A 17,874-nucleotide genomic window follows, 5' to 3' on the forward strand; every position below is an offset into this window, starting at 1 on the left:
ACCGAGGTGGGGAAGAGATTGAGAGTCGTCAGCGTCGTGGGCGCACGTCCACAGCTCGTCAAGCTGGCACCCGTGGCGAAGGCGTTCGCCGCGTCCGACCACGAGCACCTCGTCGTCCACACGGGTCAGCACTACGACCCCAACCTGTCGGACGTCTTCTTCCAGGAGCTCGGCATCCCCGCGCCGGACCGTCATCTGGGCGTCGGCTCCGGCTCGCACGCCGAGCAGACTGCCGCGGCGCTCACCGGTCTCGAGGCCTTCCTGCAGGAGACGCGCCCCGACTGGGTGCTCGTGTACGGCGACACCAACTCCACCCTGGCGGCGGCCCTCGCGGCCGTGAAGCTCCAGCTGCCCCTCGCCCACCTCGAGGCGGGCCTGCGCTCCTTCAACCGTGCGATGCCCGAGGAGCACAACCGCGTCCTCACCGATCACGCGGCCGACCTCCTGCTCGCGCCCACCGAGCTCGCCATGAAGCACCTGGCAGGCGAAGGGCTGGCCGAGCGCTCGGTGCTCGTCGGTGACGTGATGGTCGACGTCTGCCTCGGCATCCGCGACGACGTGCTCGCCGGGCGCATCCCCACGCTCACCGACGTCGCGGGCCTCGACCGCGACCAGCCGTACGTCGTCGCGACGCTCCACCGGCCGGCCAACACCGACGACCCGGCGCGGCTCGACCAGATCCTGGACGCCCTCGCCGCTCTCCCCGTCCCCGTCGCCCTGCTCGCCCACCCGCGGCTCGTCGCCGCCGCGCAGCGCCACGGCCTCGCCCTCGCCCGCGGCTCGGTGAGCGTCGGTGAGCCGCTGGCGTACGCCGCGCTCGTGCAGGCGGTCCTCGGGTCGCGTGCCGTCGTGACCGACTCGGGCGGTCTCCAGAAGGAGGCCTTCCTCCTCGGCACCCCGTGCACGACGGTCCGGACGGAGACGGAGTGGGTGGAGACGCTCGACGACGGGTGGAACGCCCTGGTCCCCGACCCGCACCTCCTCGACCGCAAGGAGTGGGCGGACCTGGTCCTGCGTGAGCCGGGCGCTGCGCCGACCTCGATGCCGTACGGCGACGGTCGGGCCGCTCGACGCGTCGTCGACGTCCTGGCGTCGACGGCCTCGGACACGACCGCATGACGGCGCCTCACCTGCTCTTCTTCGCGATCGGCTTCCCGCCGGCCGCCAAGAGCTCGACCTACCGGCTCCGTGAGACGGCGAACCAGTTCGCCGCGCTCGGGTGGCGGGTGACCGTGGTGAACGCCGACGAGGCGATGTGGCGGCAGGACTTCGGAGTCGACCCCTCGTTGCTCGAGGGCCTCCACCCGGGGGTCCGTCGTGTCGAGCTGCCGCTGCGGCGCCCGGACCTCGAGACCGACGTGCGGAGCTTCTCCGAGGAGCGGGCGCTCGACCCCGCGAAGTGGCTCAACGCCTACCGGAAGCGGTCCATGAAGCCCTTCCCCGAGCCGATCTACGGGCGCTGGAAGAAGGCTTTGGCCGCCGCGGCGGACGAGATCCATGCCGAGGACCCCGTCGACCTGGTGCTCGCCAGCTGTGCCCCGTACGTCCTGCTCTCGGCCGCACGGCACCTGTACGAGACGCACGGCGTGCCGTACGCGATCGACTTCCGCGACGGGTGGTCCATCGACGTCGTCGAGGGCGAGGTGGCGTTCGACGAGGACTCGCGTCGCGGGCGCATCGAGCGGGAGACGCTCGGGGACGCGCTGTCCGTCTGGGTCGTCAACGAGCCGATCGCCGGCCACTACCGCACGCGCTACCCCGCGCTCGCCGACAGGATCCACGTCGTTCGCAACGGGTTCGACGCGCAGAGCCGCCCGGTGCCGTCGACAGAGGCCTCGACGGTCCCCCTCACCTTCGGCTACCTCGGCACCCTCAACTTCGGCGCCGCGATGCTGAAGACCGTCCTCGACGCGTGGCGTGAGGCGCGTGCGTCCGAGCCGCTGCTGAGCGGCGCGACTTTCGAGGTCCGCGGCCACGTCTCCTCGGGGGCGCGGCGCGAGACCAACGCCGTGGCCCAGGTGCTCTCGGAGTCCGCCGAGGACGGCGTCGTCTTCGGGGGTCCCGTCGCCAAGGGCGACGTCGCGTCCACGTACGAGCGCTGGGACGCGCTCACCCTGATCCTGATCGGCGGCGGCTACGTGACCTCCGGCAAGGTCTACGAGTACGCCGCGACCGGTCTCCCGATCGTCCCCGCCCACGACCGCGACCACGACGCGGCGCACGTCCTGCGCGGCTACCCGCTCCTCGCAGGGACGCCGTCGCTGGACGTCGAGGAGCTCGCCGAGAGCTTCCGTCAGGCCGCACGACTCGCCGTCGGTGCCTCCGAGAGCCTCCGCGCGCAGGCCCGGGCGCACGCCGCGCCGTTCGAGCGGCCTCACCAGATGGAGCCTGCGGTGAGGGCGCTGGCCGCCCTCGTGCAGCGCGAGGAGGCCACCGCATGAGCACGGTCGTCCTCCTCGCCGGCTACACGCCCGGCCGGGAGTCCCTGGGCCGCGTCATCGCCAAGCTCCAGGCCGAGGGCGCGCAGGTGGTGCTCGCCGGAATGACAGACGTCGAGGCCACCCACGCCGACCTGGGTGCGGACAGCGTCCGGTCCCTCCGGCGGCACGTCGAGTCCGACCCCGAGTTCTTCCGCACCTGTCGTACGGTCTCGGCTCCTGTCGAGACCTGGATGCACGTCGAGCGCGACGACGAGCTGATCGCGCGGTGCCGCGAGGCCGACGTCGTGGTCGCCCTGGACACCGCCGCGGTCTACTCCGCGTGGCGGATCTCCCGCCTCAATCCGAGCGCCGACGTACGCCACGGGGCGATGCCCGGCTACGAGGCCCTCCTCGCCCGGAAGGCCGCGCCGGACGCCGGACGACAGGGACGTGACGACACGGGCCGGCCCGGTCGGGCGCGAGCCCGCGCTGCCGTCGCCCGGCGTGCGCGCGCCACCGCCGCGTCGTCGGCCGTCCTGAGCCGACCCGTACGCCCGGTATGGACCCGGTTCGTCGCCTCGCGGCGCCTGTCGCCGGGGCGCCGCGCGGCGCTCGCTGCTCCGGCGGTGACCTCGCTGTACGCCTCTGGGGAGACCGAGCAGGCGCGTGCGCTCGCCGACGCCGTCCTCGCGACGCTCCCGGTCCGTCACCGCGCGAACCTGCTCGGCACGGTGGCCGAGCGGCTCATCGACCGCGGGATCACGCCGCCGATGCTTCGCGACGCGGTCGCCACCGAGCTCGACTACGCAGACAAGCTCCACCGCGCCGGGGACGCCGAGGGCGCGGCCGCCTCGGTGCTGCAAGCCGTGCGTCTGGGCTTCCACCGTGCCGTGCACCTCGACACCACGACGTCGCCTCTCGCCGAGAACCCGCGCGAGTTCACCGCTCCGCTCCGGTCGAGCGCGGCGGTCGCCGCCGTGTCCCGACGTCGTGGCCGGCAGCTGCCGGCTGCTCCGCCGCCCGCCGGACGTCCTGCGCGCATCATCGTGGCGACGCACGGCAACACCAACTTCGTCGGGCAGCTGAGCGACCACCTCGTCGAGCACCCGGACGCTGAGATCCGCGAGCTGGACCTCGCCACCGTCGGCAAGGCCGCCACCCTGCCTCGCGACCCTCGCCGCATGCTCGCCGCCCTGCTCGCGGACGAGGGGCCGGCGTTCGCGCTCGCCGAGAAGTCGCTGAGGGAGCACCTCGACTGGGCGGACGTGGTCTTCATCGACTGGGTCACGCCGTTGGTCCGGCTCCTGACGATGGTGGACCCGGGGACGACGCGGATCGTCGTCCGCCTCCACAGCTACGAGGCGTTCACCCCCTGGCCGCACCTGCTCGACCTGTCAAGGATCGACGACTTCATCTTCGTGAGCGACCACCTCAAGGACCTGACGATCGCCCAGGTGCCCGCTCTCGAGGCACCCGGCGGTCCGCGCGTGCACGTCGTCCCCAACGCCATGGACCTCAAGCGCTTCGTACGCCCGAAGGCCGACGACGCGCGGTTCACCGTCGGGTTGATCGGCTACCAGGTGGTGGCGAAGGACCCCCGCTGGGCCCTCGCGGTGCTGCGCGAGCTGCGCGCTCACGACCCGCGCTACCGCCTGCGGCTGGTGGGTCACCCCTTCGACCGTCGCCTGAGCGCGGCGGCGGACGCGTACGGCGAGGCGTTCGAGCGCGAGCTCGAGGCCCTGCGCGCCGAGGGCGCCATCGAGGACTACGGCTTCACCACCGACCTGCCGGAGGCGGCGGTCGGGATCGGCTCGATCCTCTGCTCGTCGGTGCGGGAGGGCTCCCCGGTGGCGCTGATCGAGGCGGCTGCGAGCGGCGCGGTCCCGGTCGTCCGCGACTGGCCGTTCTTCGCCGCGACCGAGCACGGCCCCCGCACGCTCTACCCGTCCGAGTGGGTCGTCGAGACCCCGGCCGAGGCGGCAGCACGCATCCTCGCCGCCACGAAGGACCTGCCCTCGTGGCGTGCGACGTCGGCGGCAGTCTCCGCCGAGGTCGTCGCGCGGTGGGACATCGCCGCCACCGGTGATGCGTACGAGGCCCTTCTGCTCGGTTGATAGCATCAACCCGCTCGCGTCGCTGCGGGCAGCCCGATGAGCAAGGAGGCTCAACCCATGGTGGATCCGGCTTCTGCGGTGATCCCGCCGGCCAGGCCCGAGATCTCTGAGGAGGACATCGAGGCCGCGGTCCGGGTCCTCCGATCGGGGATGGTCGTCCAGGGTCCGGAGGTCGCCGCCTTCGAGGACGAGTTCTCCAAGGTCGTCGACGGTCGGCACTGCGTCGCGGTGAACTCGGGGACCTCGGCTCTGCAGGTCGCGCTGATGGCGATGGGCGTCGGCCCGGGAGACGAGGTCGTCGTCCCGTCCTTCTCGTTCGCCGCGAGCGCCAACGCCGTACGCCTGGTCGGTGCCGAGCCGGTCTTCGCCGACATCGACCCCGTCACCTTCACGCTCGATCCCGACGCGGTCGCCGCAGCGCTCGGTCCGAGGACGGCGGCGATCATGCCCGTGCACCTCTACGGGCTTCCCGCCGACATGGCCGGCCTCGGCGCGCTGGCCGACCGGCACGGCCTCGCGATCATCGAGGACGCGGCACAGGCCCACGGCGCGCAGGTCGACGGCCAAGCCGTCGGCTCCTTCGGTGCGACCGGCTGCTTCAGCTTCTACCCGACCAAGAACATGCACTCCCTCGAGGGCGGGATGGTCACGACGGGCGACGCCGAGATCGCGCGCACGCTCCGGCTCCTGCGCAACCAGGGCATGGAGCAGCGCTATGCCAACGAGATCGTCGGCGCGAACGTCCGCCTCACCGACGTCGCCGCAGCGGTGGGCCGGTCGCAGCTGACCCGGCTCGCGGAGTGGACCGAGCGGCGTCGCTCGAACGCGGCGCGCCTGTCCGCTGAGCTCGAGGGCGTCGTCGTCCCGACCGAGCCGTCCGGCTACCGGCACGTCTACCACCAGTACACGGTGCGGGTGGACGGCGACCGCGACGCCTTCCAGGAAGCGCTGCGCAGCCACGGCGTCGGCAGCGCGGTGTACTACCCGACGCCGATCCACCGGCTGCGGCCTTTCCTCGACGCCGACGGACGCCCGGACAGCCGCTGGGAGCTGCCCGAGACCGAGCGCGCCGCCCGTGAGGTCGTCTCGCTCCCGGTCTTCCCGAGCCTGACCGACGACGACCTCGGTCGCATCGTCGCCGCCGTGAACGAGGCGGCGCGATGAGTGCCGCCCTGCTCCGCGCCGGTCTCGTCGGGCTCGGGGCGATGGGGCGCAACCACGCCCGAGTCCTGTCCGGTCTCGCCGAGGTCGAGCTGGTCGGCATCGTCGACCCGGTGCCGGGCGCACGCGGCCCGAGCGGCGTGCCGGTAGTGCCTTCTCTCGACGCGCTGCTGGAGCTCGGGGTCGACTACGTCGTCGTGGCGTGCCCGACGGCCGAGCACGAGACGGTGGGCCTCGCCCTCGCCGGCGCCGGGGTGGCCGCGCTGATCGAGAAGCCGCTCGCGCACTCGGCCGACGCTGCGGCGCGCCTCGTCGAGGCGTTCGAGGCGAAGGGCCTCGTGGCCGGCGTCGGTCACATCGAGCGCTACAACCCCGCCCTGCAGAGTCTGCGGGCCAGGCTGGAGGCCGGCGAGCTCGGCGAGATCTACCAGGTCGTGACCCGGCGGCAGGGGCCGTTCCCCGCCCGTATCGCCGACGTAGGCGTCGTGAAGGACCTCGCGACCCACGACATCGACCTCACCGGTTGGGTCACTCAGCAGGACTACCGGTCCGTCGCCGCGCACACGTCGCGGCGCAGCGGGCGCGAGCACGAGGACATGGTGGTCGTGGTCGCCGAGCTGGAGGGCCAGACGATGGCGAACCACATCGTCAATTGGCTCAGCCCGCTCAAGGAACGCTGCACCATCGTGACCGGTGACCTCGGGTGCTTCGTCGCCGACACGCTCACCGCCGACCTGACGTTCTACGCGAACGGTGCCGTCGCGTCGGAGTGGGAGATCTCGCGCAACTTCAGGGGTGTGTCCGAGGGGGACATGACCCGGTACGCGATCCCGCGCCGCGAGCCTCTCCTCGTCGAGCACGAGGCGTTCCGCGACGCGGTCCTCGGTCGCTCGGCAGACATCGTCACGCTCCGCGAAGGGCTGCGCACCGTGGAGATCTCCGAGGCGGTGCTGCGCTCGGCCGAGACCGGGTCCACGACGAAGGTCGACGGCGCGAGACGACCATGAGCACCCCCGACGTGACGGTCGTCGTACCGGTCTTCAACACCATGCCGTACCTCGAGCGCTGCATGGACTCGCTCCTGGGGCAGACCCTCGGCACGGACCGCCTCCAGATCGTCGCCGTCGACGACGGGTCGACCGACGGGTCGGGGGAGCTGCTCGACCGGTGCGCGGCCGCGCACCCCGGCACCGTCGTCGTCGTGCACCAGGAGAACTCCGGCGGGCCGGCTGCGCCCTGCAACGCCGGGCTCGACCTCGCGACCGGTCGCTACGTCTACTTCATCGGCGCCGACGACTACCTGGGGGAGGAGGCGCTCGAGCGTCTCGTCGAGGCGGCAGACGCCTGGGACGCCGACGTCGTCTTCGGTCGCATGGTCGGGGTCGGCGGCCGCTACGTCCACCAGGACGTCTTCGCCGAGACCCGCAAGGACCTCGACCTGTACGGCGAGGAGCTCCCGTTCGCTCTCTCGAACACGAAGCTCTTCCGCCGCAGCCTCCTCGAGGAGCACGGGATCCGGTACCCGCTCGGTCTGCGGATCGGGAGCGACCAGCCGTTCACCGTCGCCGCGATGGCCCGCGCGCGCAGGATCTCGGTCCTCGCCGACTACGACTACTACTTCGCCGTCAAGCGTGAGACCGCGAGCAACATCTCGTACGCGACGCCGTGGCAGGAGCGGCTGAGTGGCACGGGCGCCCTGATGGACCGCATCGCCGACATCCTCCCGGCGGGCGAGCGTCGCGACGCCGTCCTCCGCCGCCACTTCGTCTGGGAGCTCAATAAGCTCCTGCGCGCCGACTTCCTCGCCCTGTCCGAGGAGGACCAGGTGAGCCTGGCCGCCGGCGTCGGCGAGCTGTGCGACCGCTACCTGACCGAGGGCATCGCGCGGTCGCTCTGGGCGAGCGCGCGCAGCCGGATGCGGCTCGCGCAGGCCGGGGACGTGGCGCGGCTCCGCCAGGTGATCGCGCTGCAGCGCGACGAGGCCGTCGTGCCGCTCCACCTCGAGCCCGAGGTCGCCTACTCCGCGTGGCCGGGCTTCCGTGACAGCGAGGTCTCCTACCCCGACTCCTGGTACGAGGTGACGCGCGAGTCCACCTGGGACCGCATCGTCCGCGGCACCTCGGTCGAAGCTGTCGCGTGGAAGGAGGGGCGGCTCCAGATCCGCGGCACCCTCAAGGTCACTCCGGGCAGCGCCCCCCAGGTCAGCGTCGTCGTCGCCGACCTCGGCGCGGACGGCTCTCCGAGGGCTTCCCGCCGCGTCGACGCCTCGACGCCGCTCGACGGCGAGGAGGCCCAGGTGTCGCTGAGCGCGAGCGACGGCGGGGCCCGCTTCGAGGCGGTCGTGGACCCGTCGAGGTTCGCGTCGCGTGCCCTCCCGTACCGCGCCGAGGTCTTCCTCCGCCTGCGGGTCGGGTCCTTCGTCTACGACCGGCCCGTCTACCCGCCGGAGCCGCGGCAGGTCGCCGACGTCCGACGACGCCTGCGTCGGCTCCGTTACGTCGCGAAGCGACAGGGTGGCGCCCTCGTCCTCGTGGTTCGACGTCCCCCCTCCGGGAAGGCGGCTGCGCGCAAGCGCTCGACCGTCCTCCCCAACGAGAAGTAAGAAGGAGCAAGCGATGCAGATCTGTGTCGTCGCGCTGGGCAAGATCGGCCTGCCGCTCGCGGTGCAGTTCGCCTCGAAGGGCCACCGTGTCGTCGGAGCCGACGTCGACGAGCGCGTCGTCGACCTGGTGAACCGCGGTGTCGTGCCGTTCCCGGGTGAGGCCAACCTCGACGTCCTGCTGCAGAAGGTCGTCGCCGACGGCCTCCTCACGGCGACCACCGACACGCCGTCGGCCGTCGCCGAGTCGGACGCGGTGGTGCTGGTCGTGCCTCTGTTCGTCGACGGCGACGGCGTCCCCGACTTCGCGTGGATGGACGCCGCCACCAGGTCGGTCGCCGAGGGTCTGCGCCCCGGCACGCTCGTGAGCTACGAGACCACGCTCCCCGTCGGCACGACGCGCAACCGTTGGGCGCCGATGCTCGAGGAGGTCTCGGGGCTGCGTGCGGGCGAGGACTTCTCGCTCGTCTTCAGCCCGGAGCGCGTGCTCACCGGTCGGGTGTTCGCCGACCTGCGCCGCTACCCCAAGCTGGTCGGCGGCATCGACGAGGCGTCGGCGCGCGCGGGGGTCACCTTCTACGGCGAGGTCCTCGACTTCGACGAGCGCCCGGACCTCGACCGCCCGAACGGCGTGTGGGACCTCGGCTCTGCCGAGGCGGCCGAGCTGGCGAAGCTCGCCGAGACGACCTACCGCGACGTCAACATCGGGCTCGCCAACCAGTTCGCGCGCTACGCCGACACGATCGGCGTGGACGTGGAGGCCGTCATCGAGGCCTGCAACACGCAGCCCTACAGCCACATCCACCGGCCGGGGATCGCCGTCGGCGGCCACTGCATCCCGGTCTACCCCCGGCTCTACCTGTGGAACGACCCGTCCGCGACGGTCGTGCGGTCGGCCCGTGAGGCGAACGCGGCGATGCCGGCGTACGCCGTCGACCTCCTCGCGGCGGCGTACGGCGACCTCGACGGCCTGGCCGTCCTCGTGCTCGGGGCGGCGTACCGCGGCGGGGTGAAGGAGACCGCGTTCTCGGGGGTGTTCGGCACGGTCGAGGAGCTGCGTGCGCGCGGCGCGGTGCCGTACGTCTCCGACCCGCTCTACATCGCCGACGAGCTGGCGGCGCTCGGCCTTCCGCCGCACCGCGGCGAGGCCGTGGGCGCGGCGGTCGTCCAGGCCGACCACGACGAGTACCGACGTCTCGCCCCTGCGGACCTGCCGGGCGTGACCGTCCTCGTCGACGGACGCCGGGTCACCGATCCCGACCTCTGGCAGGGCGTACGCCGGGTCGTCATCGGCGGCTGAGCCGCGCCAGGCTCAGGCGTCCTGCTCCTCGAGCACCTGTGTGCCGTCCGGCAAGGTGACCTCCACGTACGTCCGATGGTCGTGCGCGGAGCGGAGCACGCCGTCGGCGTCGGGCTCGAGGCGTCGGCCCGTCCGGTCGACCCAGCCGATCCGGCGGGCGGGGACGCCGACGACGAGCGCGTGGTCGGGGACGTCGGTCGTGACGACCGCGCCTGCGGCGACCATCGCCCACCGGCCGATCCGGACGGGAGCGACGCAGACCGCGCGAGCCCCGATCGAGGCGCCTGTCTCGACCGTCACGCCGACCGGCTCCCAGTCGCTCGCACGCTTCAGCGCCCCGTCGGGGTCGACGGCGCGGGGCAGGTGGTCGTTGGTGAAGACCGCCGCGGGTCCGACGAAGACACCGTCACCGAGCTGCGCCGGCTCGTACACGAGCGCATGGTTCTGGAGCTTGCACCGGTCGCCGATCCGGACACCGCTGCCGACGTACGCGCCGCGGCCGACGATGCACTGCTCGCCGAGGACCGCGTCCTCCCGGATCTGCGCGAGCTCCCAGACCGTCGTGCCGTCGCCGAGCCTGGCGGAGTCGGCGACCTGGGCGGTCGCCTTGACGGTAGCGGACAACGTGTGCCTCCTCGGCAGACCGGTGGGGGTGCCTGCGCATCCTAACCGCTCGTCCCACGGCGTCAGGCGGCTGAGATAGTCTCCGGCGAGATGGAGAAGATGCCGTGATGACGGGTGGACGGTTCCGCTCGCGCCTGCAGCGTGTCAGAGACCGGCTGCGCAGTCCCGCGACCGACGACGCGCAGGCGGACGGCGCGGGAGGTCCCCTCCTCACGGTCGTCGTCGCCATCAAGGAGACCCAGGCTGCGTTCCTGCCCGAGGTGGTCGGTCGTGCCCTCGACCAGCCGGGGATCGACGTCGAGGTGGTCCTCGCCCCGTACGGGCCGTCGTCCACGCTCCACGACGTCGCAGCCCGGGCGGCGGCAGAGGATCCCCGCGTCCGGCAGGTGGCGGGGGAGGCCAGCGCCGCCGAGGCGTGGGAGGCCGCCGTCGCTGCGACCTCCACCCCGTACGTCGTGCTGACCGCCGGGGGCGGCCTCCCACGCGCCGGGGGTTACGCGGCGCTCGTCGCGTCGCTGGAGAAGTCCGGTGCGGGGCTCGCGGTCGGTCGTCTCGTCGGTCGCCGTGGCGTGCGCTACCCCGCGACGACGGGTCCTCGCGAGGGGTCGGCGGTCCAGGTCGCCGACGTTCCGCGGCTCCTCCACGACGACGCGCTCGAGAACAAGGTCGTCCGGACGACTGCCTGGCGTGCCGCCAGCCCGTTCCTCGACGGCGCTCTCGACCCCGAGCTGCAGACCGCCGCGCTGGAGCTTCTGTGCGGCGACGCGCCGATCGACCTCGTCGACCGCGTCGTCTACGAGCGCCACGGACGCGAGATCGGGGCGCCGATCGGCACCCAGCCGCGCTACGCCCGCCACGCGGCCCGCTGGAGCGCGGCGGTCGACCGGGTGGCCGCGTCGGCCCCCGCCCCCCTCCGCGCGCAGCTGTGCGCCGCGGTCCTCGCGGTCGGTCTGCCCCGGCTCCTCGAGGACGTCGAGAACGCGGACGAGGAAGGGTGGGACGCCCTCGTGGCGGCCGTGGCCCGCTGGTCCGAAGCCCTGGCTGAGACGCAGCGGGCGGCGCTGCCGGTGGAGAGCCGCGCGAAGGCGTGGCTGGTCGCGCACGACCGGCGGAGCGACCTCGAGGCCTTCGTCGCGAGCCGCTGGTACGACCGGGGTCAGATCCCGACCACCGTCGTCGACGGTGAGGTGCTGGCGATCCTGGAGCTGCCCGAGGACCTGCCGGACGACGTCCGCCGCCTCTCCCCGGAGGAGATCGTGCTGAGATCCGTGGTCCGGCGGTGCGCCTGGGACGAGGACGGCCGGCTGCTGGTCCACCTCTGGGCGTGGATCCCCTACGTCGCGACGGAGCGCGACGTCCCCCGGCTCGACGCCTGGCTCGAAGCGCCCGACGGCGACACGGTCCTGCTCCCGGTCACGCCGTACGACGACCCGGGAGTCACCCGCCTCGCCGCCCAGCGCTACCAGAACCATGACCGTGGAGCGTTCCAGCTCACGATCGACCCGTCGACGCTCGGGGAGGCGAAGGGGCGGTACACGCTGCGCATCCGGATGGAGATCGGTGGCGTGGTCCGCGAGGACCACGTGCGTGACACCTACGCCGCCGGCTCGGCGGCCCGGATCCGCGCGCGGCGCCTCGACGAGCGCTGGGTCCGCGTCCCCCGGACGCCGGCGGGCAGCCCGTGGGCGGTCGAGCTGTGGCGTCCTGCCGCGCAGGCCGCCGCCTGCCGGGTCGTGGGGCGCGCGGTCACCGTCGAGGTCACGGGCAGGCCGCTCGAGCGCCTCCTCGCGAGCGTGGACGGGACCGAGGTGTCGGCGCCGGTGGTCGACGGGCGAGCCACGCTGGAGCTCCCGCCGCAGCCCCAGCCCGAAGGAGCCGTCGCCCCGCTCACATGGACCGTCCGCGGCGCCGACCGCTCGGGCCGCTCGGTGCCGCTGGCGTTCGCGCCGGAGGGTCCCACGGGCTGGTCCGAAGGCGCCGACGTCGCCGCGGTCTCCACGGACGCAGGCAATCTCGGGCTCCAGGAGGTGGGCGGCCGCTTCTGCGTGACGGACGTCGAGGTGGGCGCGGGCGCGCTCGCCGTACGGGGACGCTGGCTCGCGACGGCGCCCGAGGACGCCGCGTTCTCGCTGGAGTCGGACACGACGGTCCTGCGGCCTCGGACGCAGGCCGCCGAGGGCGACGAGGTGGTCGCCACGTTCGACCGTACGAGTGGGCCGGACGGGGCACGTGCCGTTCCGTCGGGGGCCTACCGCCTCGTCGTCCGGGCCAGCGGCACCACCTCCGTCGCGCTGGCGTCCGACGCTCTGCTCGCCCGTACGCCTTGGGTCGAGGTCGACAGCCAGCACCGGGTGGAGCTCCGCAAGGGCGCGGCACGCACCGCCTCGGTGGTGCTCGGGCCGCCGCTCGACGACGCGACGGACTCGCCGTACGGTCAGGAGCGCCTGCGGCGACGCTACGAGGACGAGGCGACGGAGGTCGACCCCGACGTCTTCTACCTGCAGTCGTACGACGGGTCCGTCGCGACCGACACGCCGCTGGCCGTCCACGAGGAGCTCACCCGCCGCGGGGCGCCGCAGGCCCGCTACTGGGGGGTCCCCGACCTCGCGGCGAGCGTGCCGGAGGGGGGTGTCCCGCTGGTCCGCCGCAGCGAGGCCTGGCACCGGGTCCTGGCCACCGCGGGGCACCTGGTCCTCAACGTCGACCTCGACCGCGAGTTCCGCAAGCGCCCCGAGCAGCACTTCCTGCAGACCTTCCACGGCTATCCGTCGAAGGCGATGGGTCTCGGCCTCTGGCGGGCCAAGCACTACACCCCCCGTCGTGTCGCCGCCGAGCTCGCGCGGACGATGCGTGACTGGGACCTCATCCTCACGCCGACACCGGAGATGAACCGCTACTACCGCGAGTCGTACGGCTACGAAGGCCCGATCTTCGACCAGGGCCTGCCACGTGACGACGCCCTCGTCGGCCCGTCTGCCGCCCTCCGGCGAGAGGAGGTACGCCGGTCCCTCGGGATCGAGGGCGGCCAGACCGCGGTCCTCTACGCCCCGACGTGGCGTGACGACGTCGCGACCGGGTACGAGTCCGCGCCGGCGGTGACCCACCTCGACCCCGCGTCGGCCGCTCGCGAGCTCGGCGAGGACTTCGTGCTGCTCCTGCGCGGCCACCGCTTCCACGTGCCCGTGGCGGGGGCGGCCGGTGCCCAGGTGATCGACGTCAGCGACCACCCGCAGGTCAACGACCTGATCCTGGCGGCCGACGTGGGGGTGTTCGACTACTCGTCGATCCGCTTCGACTTCGCCCTGACCGGTCGGCCGATGCTCTTCCTGGTCCCCGACCTCGAGGAGTACACCGCGGGCGGCCGCGGCTTCCTCTTCCCGTTCGAGGAGTCCGCGCCGGGCCCGCTGCTCGGGTCCGCCGACGAGGTCGTCGCCGCGCTGCACGACCTCGACGGCGTCCGCAAGGCGTACGCCGAGGAGTACGACGCGTTCAACCGTCGGTTCAACGACCGCGCCGACGGGCGTGCCGCCGAGCGCCTGGTCGACCTGTTGCTGGACGCGAGCGGCCAGAGCGGCGGCGGGGAGGCTCGGTGAGCGGGTTCGCGGCGACAGCGCCGGGCCGGCGACGTCAGGGCGAGGCTCCTGGTGCTGCGGCGATGCCACGTCTGGACATCCAGGGTCTTCGCGCGATCGCGGTGGGCCTGGTCCTCGTCTATCACCTGTGGCCCGGGACGGTCCGCGGAGGTTTCGTCGGCGTCGACGTCTTCTTCGTCATCTCCGGGTTCCTGATCACGAGCCACCTGCTGCGGCGGCCGCCCTCCTCGGCGCGCGATCTCGCGACGTTCTGGAGCCGGCGGATCCGCCGACTCCTCCCGGCGTCGCTGCTCGTCCTCCTGGTCACGCTCGTGGCGTCGCGTCTCCTCGCGCCCGAGACGGCGTGGGAGGCGACCGCCCGTCAGGTCCGGGCTTCCGCGCTGTACGTCGTCAACTGGGTGCTCGCGTCGGACTCCGTCGACTACCTGGCGTCGGCTGCCGACCCCACTCCGGTCCAGCACTTCTGGTCCCTCTCCGTGGAGGAGCAGTTCTACGCGTTCTGGCCGGTGCTGCTCCTCGCGCTGGCGTGGGTCGCCCGTCGCCGGCGGTCGTCGATGATCGCGGTCGCGGCGATCGGCCTGTCGGCGGTCGTCGTCGCCTCGTTCACGTGGTCGGTCGTGGCGACCGCGCAGGAGCCGGCGCGCGCGTACTTCGTGACCACCACCAGGGTCTGGGAGCTGGGGATCGGCGCCCTCGCGGCGGTCCTCGTGGCGTCGCGCGCGGCTTCGCGCTCGCCGCACCCTGCTCATCCGGTCCGCGCCGTCGTGGCGTGGGGCGGACTCGCCGCCGTCGCCTGGGCCGGCCTCACCTATTCCGCGGCCACGCCCTTCCCCGGGTGGCAGGCCGCGCTCCCGGTGCTGGGAGCGGCGATGGTGATCGTCGCGGACGCGCCCCGTACGGGCGGCTCCCCGGTGCGCCTGCTCGCGACCCGCCCCGTGCAGTGGCTCGGAGACGTCTCCTACTCGGTCTACCTCTGGCACTGGCCGTTGATCGTGCTCGCCCCTGCCGCTCTCGGTCGCGGCCTGGGCCCCACCGACAAGCTCGCGATCCTCGCGACCACGCTCGTGCTTGCCGCTGCGACCAAGCGGTGGGTCGAGGACCGCTTCCGCCGTCCGGGAGCAGGATCGTCCCTCGTGCGGGTGTACGCCGTCGCCGCCGTCGCGATGGCGGTCGTCGTCGCCCTCTCGACGCTCCAGCTGCGCGAGGTCGAGGATCGACGTGCGGAGTCCCGCGCCGCGCTGGAGAGCGCGCTGGCAGGCGACCGCCCCTGCTTCGGTGCCGCTGCCTTCGCCGACGACTCCTGCGACGTCGTCACGCGGTCGGATGAGCTCCTCCCGGCACCGGCGGATGCTCTGCACGACGTGTCGGAGATCTACACGGTCGTGTCCGGCAGACCTGACTGCCGTGCGTCGGGGCCGGAGTACGTCGTCGTCGAGTGCGGGTTCGGTGTCGACGACGCGTCGTTCTCCGTCGCCCTTCTCGGCAACTCGCACGCCGCCCAGTGGCTGCCGGCGCTGGAGGAGGTCGCCGACAAGAGGCGCTGGAGCATCACGACGTTCGTCGCCTCGACGTGCGCGGCCACGTCGACGTACCAGGATGTGGCGAGCGACGAGGTGAACAAGGCGTGCCAGGCGTGGGGCGACGAGGTCGTCGACCGCATCGTCGAGGGCGGCTTCGACCTCGTGGTCACCAGCAACTACATCTCCGGTCCGGCCGGCGGACGCACGATGGCCACCAGCGGTCCGGCGTACGAGCGTGGGTACGCCGACGTGATCCGTCGGCTCGTCGACGGCGGGACGAAGGTGGTCGGGATCGCGGACAACCCGGGTCTGGGCCACAACGTCCCGCGTTGTCTTGCGGAGAACCCTGACGACTACCGGCCGTGCGGGCGCGCCCGCAGCAAGGTCGAACCGGATGACCCGTTCGTCGCCGCTGTGGCGCGGGTGAGCGATCGGCGTGCGCAGAGCATCGACATGAACGACTGGATCTGTCGCCCTAAGCGCTGTCCTGCCGCGGTCGGAGGTGTCACGGTCTACAGCGACCACCACCACCTCACCGCGACCTATGTGGAGACCCTGTGGCCGGTCCTCGACCAGGCTCTCGCGACAGCGCTCGCCCGAGCGGGCCGCTGACCTTCAGCGAAGCGCGCGGACGGCGGTGCGCCGAAGGCGTCCCACGACGATCTGGACGGGAACCGTGACCGCCTTGCGGCGACCGGGCGTACGGACACGCAGCTCGTGGTGTCCGCGCGGCGGGTCCAGGAGCGCCCGCAGCAGGATGCCGTCACCGTCGACGCGGACGGTGCTCGGCGTCCGACGCGTCTCGGACCCGTCGCGCGGGCGCAGGACCGCGGTGGCGGAAAGCTCGGCCTCGCCGGTGACGACGGCACCGTCGAACGGCACCTCGAGCTGGACGCCGCGCCCGCGCCGTGTGGTGGCCGCAGCCTCCCTGTCGCACGTCGTGAACGACAGCACGGAGACGGCGTCGCCGCCCACGTCGACCGACAGACGCCCGGAGGCGGTGGAGTAGGCGGTCGTGACGGTCGCGCCCCGGCCGAGCACGCGGGGCTTCCCCTCGTGCACCACGTGGACGTGGCCGCCGTAGCCCATGACGGCCGCACGGCAGGCGATGTCCCAGATCCCGGGCTCGAGCGGGCGCCCGAGCTCCGGCCCGTCGAACCGTACGGTCCCGCTGACCTGGGTCTCGACGGTGACGTGGTCCTCGTCGAGCGGGACGACGCTGCTCTGCGCCGTCGAGGCGACCGGCCAGCCCACCTTGCCCTTGCGGCTCGTGATCGTGAGGTGGGCCGTAGCGGCACCGACGGCGTCGGTGACGTCGAGCAGCGACTCCGGGAGGTGCGCCGGGGGCCCGTCGGGGAACGTGCGGAGCAGGCGGTCGCCGTCGCGTCTCAGACGAAGCGCGCCGGCGTCCCCGTCCTCCCACCGGACCCGCACGTCGACGTGCAGCACGCCGTCGTCGTCCCACCGGACCTCGGTCGTCACCGGCTTGGGACGAACTCCCTGGTCGGCGCGCGCGAGCGCCACGACGTCGTCGGCCGTGCCGCCTCGGGCGAGCGCAGCGCGGGCCGCCGCCACCGGCGCGAGGCCCACGTCGAAGGCGGGCGGGACCCGGTCGGCGATCAGTCGCTGGACCAGCGCCACCACCTCGTCGCGGTCCTCGTCCTCACGGCGCAGGAGTGCGGGTCCGAGCAGCTGGCCCAGCACGCGTACGCGGTACTGGTAGCGCGCCACCCACTCCGCGAAGTCGGTGCCCCCTGCCTCTGCCTCGGCGTGGTCGAACATCGCCTCGATCGACCGGACGTACTCGGCGCCGTCGGTGCCGTACGTGCCTGAGTGGTTGTGCCCGGGCACGTGCACCCACTGGTAGAACGGCACTGACGACAGCACCGCGACGCGCTCGGCGTGCGTATAGGCCGAGATGCCGACGAGGACGTCCTCGAACAGCACCCGCACGCCCTCGCGGAAGCGGATGCCGTGCTCGACCAGGAACGCACGCCGGAACAGCTTGTGGGTGGTCCACGGACCGTAGTGCGCCGGGGTCTTGGGACGGTCGGCCGGCACGTCGGCGCCGAAGACGCCCTCGTACGCGAACCAGTCGGAGGTCCGTGTCTCCTTCGCGCTGAGCACGTCGGCACGCTGTGCGACGGCGTACGCGTGCGCGGCGCGGAGGCCGTCGGGGTAGAGGTAGTCGTCGTGGTCCATGAACACGACGTCCTCGCCTCGGGCGAGGTCGAGGCCGACGTTGCGTGGCCGGCTGGGCCACCCCGAGTTGTCGATCTGACGGACGACGTAGTTCGGGCGCTCGGACGCGAGCTCCTGCAACCGGGCGAACGTGTTGTCCGGCGAGCCGTCGTCGACGAGGACGACCTCGAAGTCGGCCTGGTCCATCGTCTGGGCGTCGAGGGAGCCCACGACGCGGTCGAGGCCTTCACCGGGCGAGTAGGTCGGGACGATGACGCTGACCTTCATGACCAGGTCCTCCAGGGGATGGCTGCTCAGGCACGCTGAGATCGAGCGTAGACCCGCGGCGCCGTGCGGGCACG

At 72.9% G+C, this 17,874-nt stretch carries 11 protein-coding genes; 9 read left to right on the plus strand and 2 right to left on the minus strand.

Annotated features, from left to right (window positions below; translation table 11 throughout):
- Window positions 1–18: 18 nt before the first annotated feature.
- From wecB to NYZ95_RS07175, 7 genes are read left to right on the plus strand one after another with little or no spacing between them, the layout of a single operon-like run.
- Window positions 19–1,119, plus strand: coding sequence for a non-hydrolyzing UDP-N-acetylglucosamine 2-epimerase (wecB, locus tag NYZ95_RS07145; RefSeq protein ID WP_262850159.1), 1,101 nt, complete (start codon window positions 19–21; stop codon window positions 1,117–1,119).
- The gene (locus NYZ95_RS07150; RefSeq protein ID WP_262850160.1) at window positions 1,116–2,441 is read left to right on the plus strand and encodes a glycosyltransferase family protein; all 1,326 of its coding nucleotides are present in this window, start codon (window positions 1,116–1,118) and stop codon (window positions 2,439–2,441) included. The genes wecB and NYZ95_RS07150 overlap by 4 nt, the downstream gene beginning before the upstream one ends.
- Window positions 2,438–4,534: a glycosyltransferase family protein gene (locus NYZ95_RS07155; protein WP_262850162.1), complete on the plus strand. Its 2,097-nt coding sequence runs from the start codon at window positions 2,438–2,440 to the stop codon at window positions 4,532–4,534. The genes NYZ95_RS07150 and NYZ95_RS07155 overlap by 4 nt, the downstream gene beginning before the upstream one ends.
- A 57-nt stretch (window positions 4,535–4,591) precedes the next feature.
- The gene (locus tag NYZ95_RS07160) at window positions 4,592–5,698 is read left to right on the plus strand and encodes a DegT/DnrJ/EryC1/StrS family aminotransferase (protein WP_262850164.1); all 1,107 of its coding nucleotides are present in this window, start codon (window positions 4,592–4,594) and stop codon (window positions 5,696–5,698) included.
- A complete protein-coding gene (locus tag NYZ95_RS07165) occupies window positions 5,695–6,702 on the plus strand; it encodes a Gfo/Idh/MocA family protein (protein WP_262850166.1) in 1,008 nt (335 codons plus the stop codon). The genes NYZ95_RS07160 and NYZ95_RS07165 overlap by 4 nt, the downstream gene beginning before the upstream one ends.
- Window positions 6,699–8,297 carry a glycosyltransferase family 2 protein gene (locus NYZ95_RS07170; RefSeq protein ID WP_262850168.1) on the plus strand — a complete coding sequence of 533 codons (1,599 nt, stop codon included), beginning with the start codon at window positions 6,699–6,701 and terminating at the stop codon, window positions 8,295–8,297. The genes NYZ95_RS07165 and NYZ95_RS07170 overlap by 4 nt, the downstream gene beginning before the upstream one ends.
- 13 nt (window positions 8,298–8,310) lie before the next feature.
- Entirely contained in the window at window positions 8,311–9,594 is a 1,284-nt protein-coding gene (locus NYZ95_RS07175; RefSeq protein ID WP_262850170.1) for a nucleotide sugar dehydrogenase, read from the plus strand.
- A 12-nt stretch (window positions 9,595–9,606) separates the two neighbouring features.
- On the opposite strand, the gene NYZ95_RS07180 is transcribed toward NYZ95_RS07175, so the two are convergent.
- Complete coding sequence (locus NYZ95_RS07180) at window positions 9,607–10,218, minus strand: acyltransferase (RefSeq protein WP_262850172.1); 612 nt, start codon at window positions 10,216–10,218, stop codon at window positions 9,607–9,609.
- Between the two features lie 107 nt (window positions 10,219–10,325).
- Here NYZ95_RS07180 and NYZ95_RS07185 point away from each other — a divergent pair, with 107 nt between their 5' ends.
- Together NYZ95_RS07185 and NYZ95_RS07190 are read left to right on the plus strand one after the other, a co-directional pair.
- Window positions 10,326–13,811 (plus strand): CDP-glycerol glycerophosphotransferase family protein, encoded by a 3,486-nt coding sequence (locus NYZ95_RS07185; protein WP_262850174.1) that lies wholly within the window; start codon window positions 10,326–10,328, stop codon window positions 13,809–13,811.
- On the plus strand, window positions 13,808–15,943 hold the full coding sequence (locus NYZ95_RS07190) for an acyltransferase family protein (protein WP_262850176.1): 2,136 nt from the start codon (window positions 13,808–13,810) through the stop codon (window positions 15,941–15,943). The genes NYZ95_RS07185 and NYZ95_RS07190 overlap by 4 nt, the downstream gene beginning before the upstream one ends.
- 3 nt (window positions 15,944–15,946) lie before the next feature.
- Here the strand turns inward: NYZ95_RS07190 and NYZ95_RS07195 are convergent, their stop codons facing one another.
- Window positions 15,947–17,800: a glycosyltransferase family 2 protein gene (locus tag NYZ95_RS07195; protein WP_262850178.1), complete on the minus strand. Its 1,854-nt coding sequence runs from the start codon at window positions 17,798–17,800 to the stop codon at window positions 15,947–15,949.
- Window positions 17,801–17,874 lie beyond the last annotated feature (74 nt).

Origin of the sequence: Mumia quercus, assembly GCF_025506335.1 — a bacterium.
GTDB lineage: Bacteria > Actinomycetota > Actinomycetes > Propionibacteriales > Nocardioidaceae > Mumia > Mumia quercus.